Annotated in this window: 10 protein-coding genes; 4 read left to right on the top strand and 6 right to left on the bottom strand. The window is 54.4% G+C overall.

Features of this window, described 5'->3' with window-relative positions; translation table 11 throughout:
• Window positions 1-51 precede the first annotated feature (51 nt).
• Both rapZ and npr read left to right on the top strand, forming a co-directional pair.
• Window positions 52-906: an RNase adapter RapZ gene (gene rapZ / locus MWH02_RS11065; protein WP_101762285.1), complete on the top strand. Its 855-nt coding sequence runs from the start codon at window positions 52-54 to the stop codon at window positions 904-906.
• A complete protein-coding gene (gene npr, locus MWH02_RS11060) occupies window positions 903-1,175 on the top strand; it encodes a PTS phosphocarrier protein NPr (RefSeq protein ID WP_008104379.1) in 273 nt (90 codons plus the stop codon). The genes rapZ and npr overlap by 4 nt, the downstream gene beginning before the upstream one ends.
• A 5-nt stretch (window positions 1,176-1,180) precedes the next feature.
• Here the strand turns inward: npr and mtgA are convergent, their stop codons facing one another.
• Both mtgA and arcB read right to left on the bottom strand, forming a co-directional pair.
• Window positions 1,181-1,903, bottom strand: a complete 723-nt coding sequence (mtgA, locus tag MWH02_RS11055; protein ID WP_271460640.1) for a monofunctional biosynthetic peptidoglycan transglycosylase — start codon at window positions 1,901-1,903, stop codon at window positions 1,181-1,183.
• Window positions 1,904-2,778: 875 nt separating this feature from the next.
• Entirely contained in the window at window positions 2,779-5,133 is a 2,355-nt protein-coding gene (gene arcB, locus MWH02_RS11050; protein WP_192412546.1) for an aerobic respiration two-component sensor histidine kinase ArcB, read from the bottom strand.
• A gap of 902 nt (window positions 5,134-6,035) precedes the next feature.
• On the opposite strand from arcB, the gene MWH02_RS11045 reads away from it, so the two are divergent.
• The gene (locus tag MWH02_RS11045; protein WP_192235892.1) at window positions 6,036-11,567 is read left to right on the top strand and encodes a glutamate synthase-related protein; all 5,532 of its coding nucleotides are present in this window, start codon (window positions 6,036-6,038) and stop codon (window positions 11,565-11,567) included.
• 129 nt (window positions 11,568-11,696) lie between these two features.
• Window positions 11,697-13,451, top strand: coding sequence for a sulfite reductase subunit alpha (locus MWH02_RS11040; protein ID WP_101762289.1), 1,755 nt, complete (start codon window positions 11,697-11,699; stop codon window positions 13,449-13,451).
• Between the two features lie 52 nt (window positions 13,452-13,503).
• Here the strand turns inward: MWH02_RS11040 and sspB are convergent, their stop codons facing one another.
• The 4 genes from sspB to rplM all read right to left on the bottom strand — a co-directional run bounded on the left by sspB (window position 13,504) and on the right by rplM (window position 15,803).
• Entirely contained in the window at window positions 13,504-13,992 is a 489-nt protein-coding gene (gene sspB, locus MWH02_RS11035; protein WP_064737765.1) for a ClpXP protease specificity-enhancing factor, read from the bottom strand.
• 3 nt (window positions 13,993-13,995) lie between these two features.
• A complete protein-coding gene (sspA, locus tag MWH02_RS11030) occupies window positions 13,996-14,637 on the bottom strand; it encodes a stringent starvation protein SspA (RefSeq protein WP_008104394.1) in 642 nt (213 codons plus the stop codon).
• A 329-nt stretch (window positions 14,638-14,966) separates the two neighbouring features.
• Window positions 14,967-15,359, bottom strand: a complete 393-nt coding sequence (gene rpsI, locus MWH02_RS11025; RefSeq protein ID WP_007886600.1) for a 30S ribosomal protein S9 — start codon at window positions 15,357-15,359, stop codon at window positions 14,967-14,969.
• A gap of 15 nt (window positions 15,360-15,374) precedes the next feature.
• Complete coding sequence (rplM, locus tag MWH02_RS11020; RefSeq protein WP_007886599.1) at window positions 15,375-15,803, bottom strand: 50S ribosomal protein L13; 429 nt, start codon at window positions 15,801-15,803, stop codon at window positions 15,375-15,377.
• Between the last annotated feature and the right edge of the window lie 128 nt (window positions 15,804-15,931).

Here is a 15,931-nt window from a genome sequence, read left to right as displayed (position 1 = left end):
CGAGAAACACTTTTACCGGCGTATTCGCCGGTTTAAAACGGGAGAAATGTGATGGTGCTGATGATCGTTAGCGGTCGGTCAGGCTCAGGAAAATCAGTCGCGCTGCGTGCCCTCGAAGATATGGGCTTTTACTGTGTCGACAACTTGCCGGTAGTCCTGCTACCGGAGCTGGCGAATACCTTAACCGAACGCAATATTTCTGCGGCAGTCAGCATTGATGTGCGTAACATGCCGGAATCACCGGAAGTCTTTGAAGCGGCGCTCAACAATCTGCCCGATGCCTTTTCGCCGCAGCTGCTGTTTCTTGATACCGATCGCAACACGTTGATTCGCCGCTACAGCGATACGCGTCGCCTGCATCCGCTCTCCAGCAAAAACTTGTCGCTGGAGAGTGCTATCGATGAAGAGAACGATCTGCTGGAGCCACTGCGCTCACGCGCCGATCTGATTATCGATACCTCTGAGATGTCGGTTCATGAGCTGGCGGAGATGCTGCGTACCCGCCTGTTAGGCAAGCGTGAGCGTGAACTGACCATGGTGTTTGAGTCATTCGGCTTCAAACACGGCATTCCGATCGACGCCGATTATGTCTTCGATGTGCGCTTCCTGCCAAACCCGCACTGGGATCCTAAGCTGCGTCCGATGACCGGCCTGGATCGTCCGGTGGCCGCCTTCCTCGATCGTCACACCGAAGTGCACAACTTTATCTATCAAACGCGCAGCTATCTGGAACTGTGGCTGCCGATGCTGGAAACCAATAACCGTAGCTATCTCACCGTCGCCATTGGCTGTACCGGCGGTAAGCATCGTTCGGTGTATATCGCGGAACAACTGGCGGATTATTTCCGTTCACGCGGTAAAAACGTGCAGTCTCGTCATCGCACTCTGGAAAAACGCAAATCATGACCGTGAAGCAAACCGTTGAAATTCGTAACAAGCTGGGCATGCACGCGCGCCCAGCGATGAAGCTGTTCGAGCTGGTGCAGAGTTTTGATGCTGAAGTGTTGCTGCGTAACGAATCGGGCACCGAAGCGGAAGCCAGCAGCGTGATTGCGTTGCTGATGCTCGACTCAGCGAAAGGCGGTCATATTGAAATCGAAGCCAGCGGCCCGCAGGAAGAGCAGGCGCTGGCAGCGGTCATCGAACTGTTTGAAGCGGGCTTTGACGAAGATTAAGCCTTTCAATGCAGCTTGTAGCGATTCAGGAAACCCTCGCCGCCTAACTGGCGCATCTGCCGCATAATCCACTGCTGGCGCTGTCGCGTGTAGCCTGAAGGCGCATCGGCACGGAAGCGGATCGGATTGGGTAGAACCGCCGCCAGTAACGCGGCTTCAGACATCGTCATGCGGCTGGCGGGTTTATGGAAATAGCGCTGTGAGGCCTCTTCCACGCCAAATACGCCATCGCCAAATTCTGCAATATTGAGATAAACCGTCAGGATGCGCCGCTTGGTCCACACGGTTTCGATTCCCACCGTGAGTCCCGCTTCCAGCCCTTTACGTACCCAGCTGCGGCCATCCCATAGAAACAGGTTTTTCGCCGTCTGCTGAGACAAGGTTGAAGCTCCGCGCATGCGTTCATTGCCATCGTTATCCAGCACTGATTGAATGGCATCAACATCAAAGCCCCAATGCTCGGGAAACTTTTGATCTTCAGAAGCGATAACCGCTAAAGCCATCCACGGCGAGATCTCGTCCATGCCGACCCAATCCGAGTGCGCCACATAATCAAAACGCCCTGTAAACCAGGCACCGATTTGCCGCTCCATCATTACCGCCGAAAACGGTACCGGTAAAAAAGCAAACAGCAGAATGCCCGCTAACCAGATGCCGAGCCAGGCCAGCAGCACTTTAGCAATCAGTACTTTAATACGTTTTCCCAGCGTCCCTTTACTCTTGCTCATGCAATTTTCTCTTACCTGTTCCCTGTATTAATCAATCACCCAAGTCACAATAGCTAACACCAACGATTAACCACTAAATTTTATCCTCTGATTGGCAAAACGTCAGTGAAATTGTTGCCTGCGCAATCAACGTTCCTCTATTAGAGCCAATCACATCAAGCACTTCCGCCAAAAAGGAATCGGTTCCATGATGTTAAATGCACCGGGCGCTGCGTGCATGAACACTTAACTGAATGTGATATCGCTCACGCAAAAGCTTTCATGAAGCTTAACTATAATTTTTTATGATGTTCGAACTTGTTCATTGATTACAGAGACCAATCTGAAAAATGCGACCAAATCTGTATGATCCTGCCTGCATTGGGCCTCAATGATGGTAAAGCGATTTACCGCACAATTGGTTTACATCATTCAATAAACTATAAACTGGAACTTTCCGTTTAAGGTTTCCAAAACGATTTGGATAAGCCGTCAGAAAACCTTACTTTATTCATCAATATCAGCATGTTAATCTAACTTAACTTCAATTTTTTGTCAGAATCACATTTTCCATGCTCGTGTCAGGCTTTTCCTGCTAACGACTGAAGCAAAACCAGGCAAAAAGCAGAACAATTGGTCAAAAAAGGTGCAATATGGCAAAGAAATTAATTCCTTGCTTGACTGTGTCAGCAAATTAATGTTTTCTGTATTTAATCGCTGCTCAACATCACACAATTTAATGAATCTTGTCGCAAGCATTGGCGAATTTGTTAAGGTGATTTGGAAGCGTTAACCAATACCGAACTGCTGCTTTCTTATTCGATTTCTAATAATAGCAGCAGTGCCCATTTCCCTGGTGTTGGCGCAGTATTCGCGCACCCCAGTTTCGACTGGGGTCATTTTTTTCTAACGTCCTGTAATTTTTCCCGCTCCGCTACCCATTCACGTAACACGTTCACGTCTTTCAGCCACTCTTGTTTTAACTCATCGACCCACTCTTGCACGTTGTCCCACCACGCTGGCAATTCCGGCGACTGAATCTGCTTCGCCAACTGCTGTATATGCAGTAAGCCAACCGAACCTGCCGCACCTTTGATCTTGTGCCCTTCTTCAGCAATGCCTTTTTGATCGCGCGCCATCATGTTGGAATCCAGCACCTCGAGGTAGCCCGGCATCATCTGCTCAAACATGGTCAGGCTTTGGGTAATCAATCCTGGGCCAACCAGTTCAATGTATTGCTCCAGCATCGCCACATCTAACAGCGTGCGCGACTGCGCGTCTGATGATTCGGTGGCGATCTCTTCCAGCTCCGGCTGATAATCCCAGAACTTCTTGATCACCGCCGTAAGCGCTGGCACAGCAAGCGGTTTGCTCAACACATCATCCATGCCGGCATCGAGATACTCTTTTTTGTCTTTCAGCACATTGGCGGTCAATGCCACCAGCGGCGGCAGCGCCACATCTGCGTAATGCTGATGGATGGCACGTGACACGTCGAGGCCCGTCATATCCGGAAGCTGAATATCGAGCAGCACCAGATCGAACTCCTGCGGATCAAACATCGCCAGCGCGTCCGTACCGGTCATCGCGACTTCGACGCTGCAACCCAGCTTCTCCAGTACCGAACGCGCAACAATCACGTTGAGTTCAATATCTTCCACCAGTAATACGTGCAGCGCCGGCAACGGCATACTGTCATCCAGATTGTCGTCTTCCACTTCCTCAGCGACGCGTGGCGCGTTGATCTCCACGGTGAAGCAGGAACCCTGCCCCGCGACGCTACTCACGCTGATATCGCCGCCCATCGCTTGGGCTAAACGACGCGAGACCGCTAAACCGATGCCGGTGCCCGTTGCCGGCTTGCCGCCGTGCTGATCTTTCACCTGGTAATACATGGCGAAGATCTTATCCTGCTCTTCCTGCGGAATGCCCATGCCGGAATCCTGCACTTCAAAGTGCAGCGTTTCATCCTGACGATAGGCAACGCGCACCACAATCTCGCCCTGCTGAGTAAATTTCACGGCATTGCCGATCAGGTTCCACAGAATCTGACGCAGACGCGTGCCATCCGCCGAAATTTTATGGGGCAGCGGCAGCTCCGGCGCCATGACAAATTTCAGCCCTTTTGGCTGCGCCAGCAGACCGGAGAGGTTTTCCAGATCGGCGAGGAAACCGGTGAAATCCAGCGGCTGATTATCCAGCTGCACTTTGCGGCGTTCGATTTTGTCCACTTCAATTACATCATTGAAGATGTTGCCCAGCGTGATGGCCGACACGTGGATGGTTTTGAGGTACTTCAGCTGCTCCTGATTGAGATCGGTATCCAGCAGGATGCGGCTCAGTCCGACGATGCCATTCAGCGGCGTACGCAGCTCATGGCTGATAGTCGAAATAAAGGTAGTCTTCTCACGGCTGGCGTTCTCCAGCGCGTCCTGATAGCGCTTACGCTCGGTAATGTCGCGGCCAAAGCCCATCAGGCCACTGCGTTTTCCGACACGGTCGTAATAGGGCACTTTACGGATTTCGAAACAGGCTTTGCGCCCGTCGGGATATTGCAGCCACTGTTCGTAGGTTAGCGACACATTGTGGCGGAACACCTTCTCATCGGTTTCCAGCACTTTGGTCGCGGCTTCGTCATCGTAGATATCGCGTGGTGTCAGGCCAATCAGCTGCTTTTCGCTCATGCCGGTTAGCAGTTCCATGGCGCGATTACAGCCGGAGAACTGCTTATCAATGTTGCGGTAGAACACCAAATCCGGTGACGCATCAAGGAAGGAGCGCAGGAAGGAGGATTGCTGTTCCAGCTCGATTTGCGCCTGCTCGCGTCGTGCCATCTCTTCGCGCAGCTTATCCATCACCTGCTCGCGCGCCTGCTCGGCTTTGATACGGTCGTTAATTTCCTGATTAAGCTGGGTGATGGTCTCTTTCATCTGCTGGTTCAGCTCGAGATCGCGCGTACGCATCTCTTCCAGCTTATCTACCAGTTTCGACAGGCGCTGGCGCGACTCTTCCAGCTGATCGACCACCACTGAGAGGAAATAGACGGCCCAGGGCGTAATCAACAGACCGAAGAAGATGGAGCGGACGACGTCGATGCTCTCCACATGCCCACGCAATACCATGGTGACGGCCATCTGTACCACCATCGCCAGCACCACCAGCGCTGAGGCTAACAGCAGCGAAAAGCGTACCAGGCCGAGTTTGACCATCAAATCAACGTAGTACTGCGCTAAAAGACGAATCTGTTTCATTACGAGCTCCCTGAACGAAATCTGGCTCATGATAGCGTAATTATCGCTGCGCTGCCCCGCTTCACCCGGCCATATCGCGCAGGTTATGCCCTGTAATGGTGCATCGCAGCGTGATTTCGCCGACGTTCCCTTCTATATGCGCAAAGCGCTTGACTAATTCTGCCAACTGAATAATCTGGAGGGCCGCGCTTTTGCGAACCTTTCCTCAACATCCGGTGCTAATCAGCACCCTGGCAGCCATTCATCCTGATGGTTGCACCTCTTTATTGCATAACCATTCAATTTAAATGACTTCCTACGCATGCTTTGCGTGATTAATTTTACTAATGGCAGCGCCATTTTGATTCAAATATGACGCCATAAGAAAAACAGATACATGCTGTGTATCAACTGCCCCTAACAGCATTAAATGCTGTTATAACCCTTTCTGCCAGCATTGTTTGGATATTAGAGGGCTGGGTCACAGTGAGACGGCTCACACTTCCTGGGGGAATGCGCAGCGGGATATTGACATAAATTTACGCAATAAATTCTTATTAATCATTTAATTAAGTGACAAGAAAGCCTATTACCCGCATCAAAGCTGGCTATTTGACCTGAGTTCGCTTTCCCGATAAGTTGGAATTCCACTGGAAGCTTTCCTGGTGGGCCTGTGTCTCGGCATATCTATGCAGCAAGAAGCCTCCCTCTGGATGCAAGCTATCTCCCGAAAGAGACCGGAATAAAAAGAGCAGCTCATTAAGGACGTGACAACAGTGTCTTGAGAGCCCTTGCTCGGTGCTGCGACGCCTGCTCTTTACTGAGCGGCACAAGAATTGATACCGCCGCGCTGGCTTACATTGTCACGCTGCGGTACACGAAATTATGCAGGTAATGTCAAAAGAAGTTTAAGGAGACTCTCAATGTCCACGCAAAAACCTAATCCCTATGGTTTGTATGACCCATCAGCTGGCAGTGACAGCTGTGGTGTAGGTTTCATTACCCGTAAGGACGGCGAGCAGACTCATGAGATTCTGCGGATGGCCCATAGCGCGCTGTGCACGGTTCCGCACCGTGGCGGCATGTCTGCCGAAGGCGTGGGCGATGGCGCGGGTGTGAACGTCGATCTCTCCCTGAACTTCTTCCGCAAGGTCACCGGTCTGGCGCTGGAAGCCGGACGTTTTGGCGTCGGTAACTTCTTTGTGCCAAAAGACGCAGAGCTGCGTGCAAACGCTGAGCGTCTGGTTGAAGAAACGCTGGCGGCGCATAACTTCCCGGTATTAGTGAAACGCGATATGCCGCTGGACGGCAGCGTGACGCGCCCGGCCGCCCTGCAATTCCAGCTGCCGATTGTGCAGTGGATTTTTGCCGCGCCGCAGGAAGTGACTGAACAACTCGAATTCGAGCGCCAGATTTATCGCGCGCTGCTGGATATCGAAGCGCGCGCCTTTACCGAAAGCGAATTCGGCGGCCTCTATCCGCTGTCGCTCTCTTCGCGCACACAGGTATTTAAAGCGCGTCTGAACTCCAACGAAGTGATTCCTTACTTCAAAGATTTGACCGATGCCGATCATCAGGTGCGCGGGCTGTTCTTCCACACCCGTTTCTCGACCAACACCGATCCGCATACCACCATGGCGCAGCCATTCCGCTTAATGGCGCACAACGGCGAGCTGAACACCGATCGTAAAAACCGCATTGCCGAAGCGGCACTGATGCTGGCGCGCGGTAAAAAAATCGTGCGTCCAAAAGGTCAGTCCGACAGTTCGCGTCTCGACCAGAGCATCCATAGCCGTTTGATGGAAGATAACCTCGACCTGATCAACGCCGTAGTTTCGATGATGCCGCCAGCGTGGGAGAACGATACCTCGCTCTCGAACGAAGTGCGCGCCATGCTCGAGTACTTCTCTTTATATGAAGAGAAGAACGATGGCCCAGCTGCGCTGATCTTCGGTAACGGTGAAGTGATCGGCGCGCGACTTGACCGCCTCGGTCTGCGTCCGCTGCGTTCCGTTGAAACCGCGGAGTACATCGGTGCGATGTCTGAAGCGGGCCAGATCGCCTTCCCACCGGAAAGCGTGCTGCGTCGTGGCCGTATCGAAGCGGGCGGCATGCTCTATTACGATCACAAAGAGAAACGCTCTTACACCACGGTTGAAGCGCTGGAAAAACTGGCCGCTGAAAAAGATTATCTGTCACTGCTGAGCAAAGCGCGTATCGATCTCGCCGACCTGCCAGAAATTCAGGCAGAGCAGCTCGGCTCGCCGCTGCGTTATCGTGGTGACCTCAAAACCTATCAACGTTTTGTCGCCTACTACTACAACCAGGAAAGCTTCAAATTCATGATGGATCCGATGCTGCAAACCGGCGCTGAGAAGATCTCAGCCATGGGTTACGGCAACGCCATCAACGGCCTGTCTGACCACGAAGGCGGCATGGCGCACTACTTCTCACAACGATTTGCCCAGGTTACCAACCCGCCGCTCGACTCCATTCGTGAAGCGGACGGCATGACGCTGCGTGTGGCGCTGGGTGCGAAGCCGCATCTCGGCCGCAGCAAAGGTCAGCAAATCATTGTTCCGACGCCAATCCTGACGCACCTCGACATGCTGCGCCTGCGCGAGCAAACCGTCGCTCCTTATGCGCGTTTCGAGATGCTGTATGAACCGGTGGTCGGCAAAGATATCGTCAGCCGTGCGGCCAACGCCAACGCGCTGGAAAAAGCCATTGATGACTTAGCCCAGCAGGTAGTCGATTTCGCACGCCAGCAAGGCGGCATCGCGGTGATCACCGACCGTCATATCTCTTCAACTCACGCAGCGATCCCGATGCTGCTGATGGTGTCGGCGATCAACCAACGTCTGGTGCAGGAAGGTCTGCGTCTGGATGTTTCGCTGGTGGTCGAAAGTGGTCAAAGCATCTCTTCACACCATATCGCGGCGACGCTGGGCTTCGGTGCTTCTGCCGTTTACCCACTCGGCGTGCAAATGCGTGCGGAAGAGAAATTCGGTGAAGGCGAAGAAGGCAATAAAGCCTTTAAACGCTATGCCAAAGCAGCCGAAAAAGCGCTGATGAAAACCATGGGTAAAGTCGGCCTGTGTACCGTTGAGAGCTACAGCTGCGGCGAGTTCTTCGAGCCGAACTTCCTGAATACCGACGATCCGGTATTGAAAAAGTATTTCCCGAATATCAAAACGCCGGTTGGCGGCGCGGGCTTCCCGGCGATCGCCCAGATGGCAGTAGACTGGCATCAAAGCGCATTAAAAATTCAGGGCGAAGCGGAAGTGCCGTTGCTCGGCCTGTTCAAAGAGCGTGCTGAAGGCGCGGGCCACTCATACGGCACCATCGCGGTGCGTACCTTCATTGATATGACGGAACAACCGATTCGCTTTGCTAACAAAGAGCGCGAAGAGGACAACTTTATTCGTTTGATGACGCTGGCCAAACTGGATAATGCGTTCAACATCAAAGCGGAAGCCTTTAAAGACAGCAGCTTCGAGCGCATCCCAAATGATGTGATCGACAGCTTTGCCATCACGCCAGATTATCGTCAGTTCTCCAGCCTGATGCATGCCGAGCGTAAACGCCGTCCTGCGGCGCTACGTGACATCCTCGCGCTGCCGTGCGATTTGACCCACGTGGACAGCGAAGCCGAATTCGGCCGCAAACTGGGCCGCTACTCGCTGGTGAACAACGGCTTCGCTACGCGTGGCCTGAAATGTGAAGCAGTGAACGGCAGCCTGAACCAGTTCGAGCTGCGTCTGATCGATGCCATTGCTGGCCTGAAACCGGAAAGCGAGCGTTTGGAAGCGCTGGCGCGGGCGCTGAAAACCCGTTTCACCGACGATATCGAAAGCAGCAACGTGGCGGATGGCGTGCTGCACATCACCGCTTACGGCAAAGCGGCCGATTATCTGTCGCTGATCTTCACCGCGCTGCCATCGCTGCCGCTGGAAGAGATTCAGCCAGCCCACGAAATCACCCGTACCTTTGCTTCCGGTGCGATGAGCCACGGTGCGTTGGTTGCGCCGGCGCACGAAGCTGTCGCGCATGGTACTAACATGGTTGGCGGCATGAGTAACTGTGGTGAAGGTGGCGAGCACTATTCACGTCACGGCACCATCCGCGCGTCACGTATCAAGCAGTTGGCATCCGGGCGTTTCGGCGTGTGGGCGGCTTATCTTGCTGATCCAATGCTGGAAGAGCTGGAGATCAAAATCGGTCAGGGCGCGAAGCCCGGTGAAGGCGGCCAGCTGCCGGCACCAAAAGTGACCGTTGAGATTGCCGCAGCGCGTGGCGGTACGCCGGGCGTTGAGCTGGTTTCACCGCCGCCGCACCACGACACTTACTCTATCGAGGATTTGGCGCAGCTGATCCACGACTGTAAAGCCGCGCGCGTGCGCGTCATCGTCAAACTGGTTTCCTCTGAAGGTATCGGCACCATCGCCGTCGGCGTGGCGAAAGCCGGCGCGGATGTCATTAACGTCGCGGGTAACACCGGCGGCACCGGCGCAGCGTCCGTTACCAGCCTGAAATATACCGGCCGCGTCGCGGAAATCGGCATCGCTGAAGTGCATCAGGCGCTGTGTGCCAACGGCCTGCGCGACAAAGTGCAGCTGCGCTGCTCCGGCGCGCAGCAAACCGGCAGCGATGTGATCAAATCTGCCCTGCTCGGCGGCGATAGCTTCGAGTTCGGCACCACCGCGCTGATGATGCTGAAATGCGTGATGGCGAAAAACTGTAACGTCAAATGCCCGGCCGGTTTAACCACCAACGCCGAAGCCTTTGATGGTGATCCGCGTCAGCTGGCGCAGTACTTCATCAACGTGGCGCAGGAAGTGCGTGAGTTCCTCGCCCGCCTCGGTCTGCGGTCTCTGCGTGAAGCGCGTGGCCGTTCGGATCTGCTGCACTTGATGGATCACCCGCTGGAAGTCGGCAAACTGGATCTGCGTGCGATGTTGACCGTGGTGCCAGAGCAGAAAATTGCCAAGCCGGTGTATCTGGAAAAAGACTTTGAGCTGGATGATGGCTGGGTCAGCGAGCTGAAAACGCAGCTGGTTGGCGCGGCAAGCCGTGAAATCGCGCTGGGCGCGGGCATCACGCTGAACAACCGTAACAAAAGCGTCGGTGGTCAGCTGGCGATCGATATCGAACGCATGCTGAACCATGAACTCTCGACAGAGCAGCTGGCTGCATTGCCAGCGGTGCTGAAAGACGATCGCGGTCGTCACTATCTGGCGCCAGCCACCGTGCTGATTAACACCAGCGGTTCTGCCGGCCAGTCGTTCGGCGCGTTCTGCAACGACGGCATGCAGATGAAGCATTACGGCACCTGTAACGACGGTGTCGGCAAAGGCCAGTGCGGCGGCGAGTTGGTGGTGATGTCACCAGGCGGCGGCGCACAGGATAGCGATGGCAACGTGTTGATCGGTAACTTCGCGCTGTTTGGCGCCACCGGCGGCCGTCTGTTCGTTCAGGGCCAGGCGGGTGACCGCTTCGCCGTGCGTAACTCCGGCGCAACCGCGGTAGTGGAAGGCGTTGGTGACTTCTGCTGCGAATACATGACCAACGGCGCCATCCTCAACCTTGGCACCTTTGGTAAAGGCTTTGGCAACGGCATGAGCGGCGGTTTCGCTTACCAGTACGATCCGTATGGATCGCTGGCAGCCCACGCAGCAGGTGATTCGGTGCTGTTTGGTTCTATCGCCGATGAAGATGAAATGGCGCAGGTGCACAAACAAGCGGTGCTGACCATGCTGAACTGGCATCTGGAAGCAACCCAATCGCCACGCGCGGCCTGGCTGCTGGATAACTGGGAAACCGAGTGCCACCACTTTGTTTATGTGATGCCGCGTTCGCTGCTGCTGTATCAGGATGGCACCGAAATCCTGAAAGCCAAATCACGTAAAGACCTGCTTGAAGAGCTGTCAACCTCGCTGGCTGCGCATCAGGTTGCGAAGTTCAAATCAGCGTGGCGTGACGGTAAAACCATTGCCAACGGCGCAGTTCCAGCTTATGGCGCGACCGATACGCTAGAGATGTTTGTTCTGCTGAACAACTACACCGTTCTCAGCCTCGCGCAGCAGCTGGCGCTGGGCAAGCTGCCAAAAGGCACGGCGGTGGAAGATCCAGCAGTAGAAAAAGCGGTACGTAATCTTCTGATGACCGAAGATTTCACGCTCATCAGCAAGCTGCAACGTCATGCACGCTCGGCGATTGAGAGTTACAGCGATGACGAGCTGGCAAGCCTGATCGCCGCGAAACGAATGTCAGATTACAAAGCGGCATTAACGCAGCGCAACATTCGCTCGATGGACAGCCTGGCGACTTACGGCTGGATCATCTATCAGGATGCCTGCAACCGTGAAGTGCTTGGTCATCTACCTGATTTTGAAGAGCTGTTTGCGCGTGCTGCATTGCCAGAAATCGCTGCTGCGGTCGGGAAACTTTCCTGATTACAGCGCCAATGAACAAGTGTAATTTTGACCTTTCCCTCAATACTTCATGGTGCAGAAAGGCGGCAAACGCATCTGCAACCTGAAGTATGACAGGGATAAAATTTTGAACAGGATTGAGCCTTACCGATGAAAATTCCTTACATTCCTGAAGATGCACCGTTTAACGGTGAGCAGAAATACTGGCTGGCGGGCTTCCTCGCCGGTCTCCATTCGCGCCTGCTGGTATTAGAAGACAAGCAGAGCGCACCGGCTGCAGGTGCCAGCACCAATACGCAGTTGCACATCCTGTTCGGTTCACAGACCGGCAACGCTGAAGCGCTGTCGCAAACGGCCGCTAAAGCCGCACGCGCCAAAGGTTTGGTGCCGGTGGTTCAAGCGCTGGGCGAAGTGGATCTGGATGTGTTCGCTACCATGCGTCACGTGCTGATCGTCACCTCGACCTACGGCGAAGGCGAAATGCCGGACAACGCCCAGCTGTTCTGGAACGCGATTTCAGCCAGCACCGCGCCGCGTCTGGAGCAGATGCACTTTGCGGTATTGGCGATTGGCGACACCGGCTACGACGGTTTCTGCCAGGCAGGTAAATTCATCGATATGCGTCTTGAGCAGCTCGGTGCAAAACGCGTCGCCGATCGTATCGACTGCGATATCGACTTCGAAGAGCCATCCAGCGCGTGGATTGGTACGGCGATGCCGCAATTCGCCGCCAGTGCAGGCAGCAGCGGTACAGCATTAGAAAGCGCGCCAGAAGCGCCGGTCATTCCGGGCAGCAATAAGCAAAACCCCTATGCGGCTGCGTTGGTGACTAACAAGCGTCTTTCGGCAGAAGAGTCGGCGAAAGATATTCGTCACTTCGAGTTTGATCTCACCGACAGCGGTTTGAAATATGAAGCGGGCGATGCGCTGGGTGTGATCCCGGTGAACGACGCAGCACTGGTTTCACTGCTGCTGACTCAGCTGAAAGCAGATTACGAAACGCCAGTTCCCAGCTTTGATCGCAACCTCGGCGATCTGCTGACTTATCAGTTCGAAATCTCCGAGCCGTCACGCAAACTGATTGAGTGGGTTGGCCAGCACACCACCAACCAGGAACTGCGTCACGTCTTGCAGCACGACGATAAAGATACCCTTGCCGTTTGGCTGTGGGGCAAAGACACGCTGGATCTGCTGCAGCTTGAGCTGACGCGCAGCCTGTCGGTGCCGGAATTCGTTGCCATGCTGCGTCCGTTACAGCATCGCGCTTACTCCATCTCGTCAAGCTCGAAAGCCCACCCAAATCAGGTACATCTGACCATTGCTTCCGTGCGCTATCACAGCAGCGGCCGCGAGCGTAAAGGCGTGTGCTCAACTTATCTGGCTGAACGTGTACGTCGCGGCGAAAAGCCGGCGATCTTCATCTCACCAAACAAAGCGTTCCGTGTACCGTCAAACGGCAATGCGCCGCTGATCATGGTTGGTCCAGGCACCGGTATCGCACCGTTCCGCGCCTTCCTGCAGGAACGTCAGGCAACGGGCGCAGAAGGTAAAAACTGGTTGTTCTTCGGTGACCAGCATCAGGCACATGATTATATCTACGAGGAAGAGTTGCAGGCATGGCAGGAGAAAGGTCTGCTGACTAATCTGGATCTGGCCTTCTCGCGCGATCAGGAAGAGAAGATCTACGTGCAGAACCGCATGCTGGAGAAAGGCGCTGAGCTTTACGCCTGGCTGCAGGATGGCGCTTACTTCTACGTGTGTGGCGACGCATCTCGCATGGCAAAAGACGTTGATGCGGCGCTGTATGAAGTGGTTCGTCAGTTCGGTGGTTTGTCCAGCGAGCGCGCGGCGGCTTACGTTGATCAGCTGAAGAAAGATAAACGCTACCTGCGCGACGTCTACTAAGACGCGCAGGCATAAAAAAACGGGCCAATCGGCCCGTTTTTTATTGCACGTTTTACTTCACCACACGCAGTGAAGGTCGTCCGCCACGCGGCGGCGGCTCATCATCTGGCGAATGATCGTCGTCAGTCGCATCATCCGGACGATCGCCATCAATCACAGACATCATTGTCTCTTCCTGACCGCTACCTTCCTGCTCGTCCGTCGCCAGCTCGTAAGCCGGTTCCGGCTCGAACATGGTGCCAGCGCCGTTTTCACGGGCATAAATCGCCAGAACTGCAGCCATCGGCACAGAAACCTGACGCGGGACGCCACCGAAACGCGCGTTGAAACGCACTTCATCATTGGCGAGGTCAAGATTGCCTACCGCACGCGGCGCGATGTTCAGAACGATCTGTCCATCACGCGCATATTCCAGCGGCACCTGCACACCAGGCAGATTGATGTCGACCACCAAATGCGGCGTCAACTGGTTATCCAGCAACCAGTCGTAGAACGCCCGCAACAGGTAAGGACGACGCGCCGTTAGTTGCGACATTTCCATACATTAGCCCCGAGCTTGCAGGCGCATTTCACGTTCTGCTTCCGTCAGTGACGCAAGGAAAGAGTCACGTTCAAACACACGCGTCATATAGCCTTTCAGCTCTTTAGAACCGGCGCCAGACAGGTCAACGCCCATCTGCGGCAGACGCCACAGCAGCGGCGCCAGATAGCAATCCACCAGGCTGAACTCTTCGCTCATGAAGAACGGTGTGCGTGCGAACAGTGGTGCAATCGCCAGCAGCTCTTCGCGCAGTTGCTTGCGCGCTGCATCGGCTTCGGCACCGTTGGCGGTTTCGATGGTGCGCATCAGGCTGTACCAATCCTGCTCAATGCGGTGCATCATCAGACGGCTTTCACCGCGCGCTACCGGGTAAACCGGCATCAGCGGTGGATGCGGGAAACGCTCATCGAGGTATTCCATGATGATGCGTGATTCATACAGCGTCAGTTCACGGTCGACCAGCGTCGGTACGGTGCGATACGGGTTGAGGTCAATCAGATCCTGCGGCAGGTTATCCGTTTCAACCTGCTCGATCTCCACGCTGACGCCCTTCTCAGCCAGTACGATACGTACCTGATGGCTGAAAATGTCAGTCGGACCAGAAAACAGCGTCATTACCGAACGTTTGTTGGCAGCGACAGCCATGAAAACCTCCAAGTTTGTTCACAAAAAGATACTGCGAATAGCCAACCACGCGGCGACTCACCGGCTCATCAGATTCGCCTACCGTCAGCGTCAGGAGCATCGACCGGTCTTCCGGACAGGAACGACATGCACAACGCTGCGTCTTGCAGGCGCAAAGTGACAGTGAGTTTACCAGATTTTAAGCAGCTTGTGGGGCGGGCGTGATGATTTGCGGGCAAAATGCGGGTAAAGCTCGCGTTTTTCGTGGGAAAAAATCATTAATGCAGGCAATAAAAAACCCGCCGAAGCGGGTTTTTTGAGCCAACTGCCGCTGCCGAAGCAGCAAACAATTAACGCTTGGAGAACTGCGGACGACGACGTGCTTTACGCAGGCCGACTTTCTTACGTTCAACTTCACGCGCATCACGGGTAACGAAGCCCGCTTTACGCAGTTCAGAACGCAGAGACTCGTCGTACTCCATCAGAGCGCGTGTGATACCGTGACGGATCGCACCAGCCTGACCAGAAATACCACCACCTTTAACGGTGATGTACAGGTCAAATTTACCAACCATATCAACCAGCTCCAGCGGCTGACGCACGACCATGCGTGCAGTCTCGCGACCGAAGTACTGCTCCAAAGAGCGCTGGTTAATTACGATGTTACCGCTACCCGGCTTGATGAAGACGCGAGCGGCAGAGCTTTTGCGGCGACCAGTGCCGTAGTTTTGAGTTTCAGCCATTGCCTATAATCCCGATTAAATGTCAAGAACTTGCGGTTGCTGCGCCGCGTGGTTGTGCTCGTTGCCTGCGTAAACTTTCAGTTTACGGTACATAGCACGACCCAGTGGGCCTTTCGGCAGCATGCCTTTAACCGCGATTTCAATCACACGCTCAGGACGGCGCTCGATCATCTCTGCAAAGGTCGCTTGCTTGATACCACCGATGTGGCCAGTGTGGTGATAGTAAATCTTGTCAGTACGCTTGTTGCCGGTTACAGCAACTTTTTCTGCGTTCAGAACGATGATGTAATCACCGGTATCAACGTGCGGAGTGTATTCCGCTTTGTGCTTACCACGCAGACGGCGCGCCAGTTCAGTCGCCAGGCGACCCAAGGTTTTGCCCGTTGCGTCAACAACATACCAGTCACGCTGTACGGTTTCTGGTTTAGCTGTAAAAGTTTTCATTGAAAAGCTTACCCAAATAAAAAGTTACACGTTGGTGAAATCCCAAACGCTAAGTAAACGATTGAGGCTCACACGACCATTTTGCCCAGCAAGCCACCCCTTCAAGTGAGTTACCGGATCACATCGAG

Source organism: Pantoea leporis (assembly GCF_028048155.1).
In the GTDB taxonomy this organism is placed as follows: domain Bacteria; phylum Pseudomonadota; class Gammaproteobacteria; order Enterobacterales; family Enterobacteriaceae; genus Pantoea; species Pantoea leporis.
Note: the sequence above shows the minus strand (reverse complement) of the source record. Positions and strands in the feature narration are given on the sequence as shown.